General features: G+C 65.9%; 1 protein-coding gene. It reads left to right on the plus strand.

Translation table 11 applies throughout. The features are described 5' to 3' along the window. Positions 1 to 208: 208 nt before the first annotated feature. On the plus strand, positions 209 to 856 hold a 648-nt coding region (locus tag EJI00_RS24910; RefSeq protein ID WP_185868225.1), incomplete at its 3' end, for a type IV secretion system protein.

Genomic DNA, 856 nt, shown 5'->3' on the forward strand with positions numbered 1-856 from the left:
GGCGGCCATCAAATTCCACGAAGGCCAGCAGAACACCCTCACCAAGACCGCCATGAAGGGCAGCGGGGGCGGGGGCGGGGGCGGGGGTGGCAGCTTCGGCGGCATGAATGCGGGCCAGCTCGTTCAAGCCGCCGCCATTGCCGCGGCCCTGGCCGTCAAGTAACCGTAGCCCCGTTTCACCGAGCACAAACTTCCCTCAGGGAACCCCATGTCGCAACACATTGAAGCCCATCCCAACTTGCCGCGCGGCGCCCTCCGTTCGGCACTTGCCATGGCCGCCCTGACGTCCATGGGCGCTGCTCATGCACAAGTGCCCGATGCCGGCGGCGGCGCCTTCGTCTTCGGTCTGATCTACAAATGGCTGTCCGGCCGAATCAGCGACTTCGGCGTCGATTTCATGGGCCGCGCCATGCAGTGGGTCAGCACCGTCGCACTGGTGCTGCTCACGCTCTGGATTCTGATCCAGGGCTTCCGCATCCTCACCGGCCAGTCGCGCGAGTCGATGATGGCCCTGGTGGCCGGCATGAGCCGCAACGCCCTGATCGTGATCGCCGCAAGCACCATGGCCCTGGGGGGCTCGGACCTGCATTCGATCTTCACGAACGGCCTGCTCAAGGAAGTCAACTACATGGTCACCGGCGAGAAGGAGTCGCCCGTCTCGGCCATCGACAAGAACCTGGTGCTCACCCAGGTGGTCATGTCGGCCATCGACAACGCACAGGGGTTGACCGTGAGCAACAGCGGCTCCAACGTCGCCAGCGTGGGCATGTCTTCGCTCGTGGGTGCGCTGGGCGTCAGCGGCCCGGCCCTGACCGCCGGGGCGTTGCTGCTGACCTACCAGGTGGGGCTGGCTCTC

The sequence above is a fragment of the Variovorax sp. DXTD-1 genome (genome assembly GCF_003984625.1).
Taxonomy (GTDB): Bacteria; Pseudomonadota; Gammaproteobacteria; order Burkholderiales; family Burkholderiaceae_C; genus Variovorax.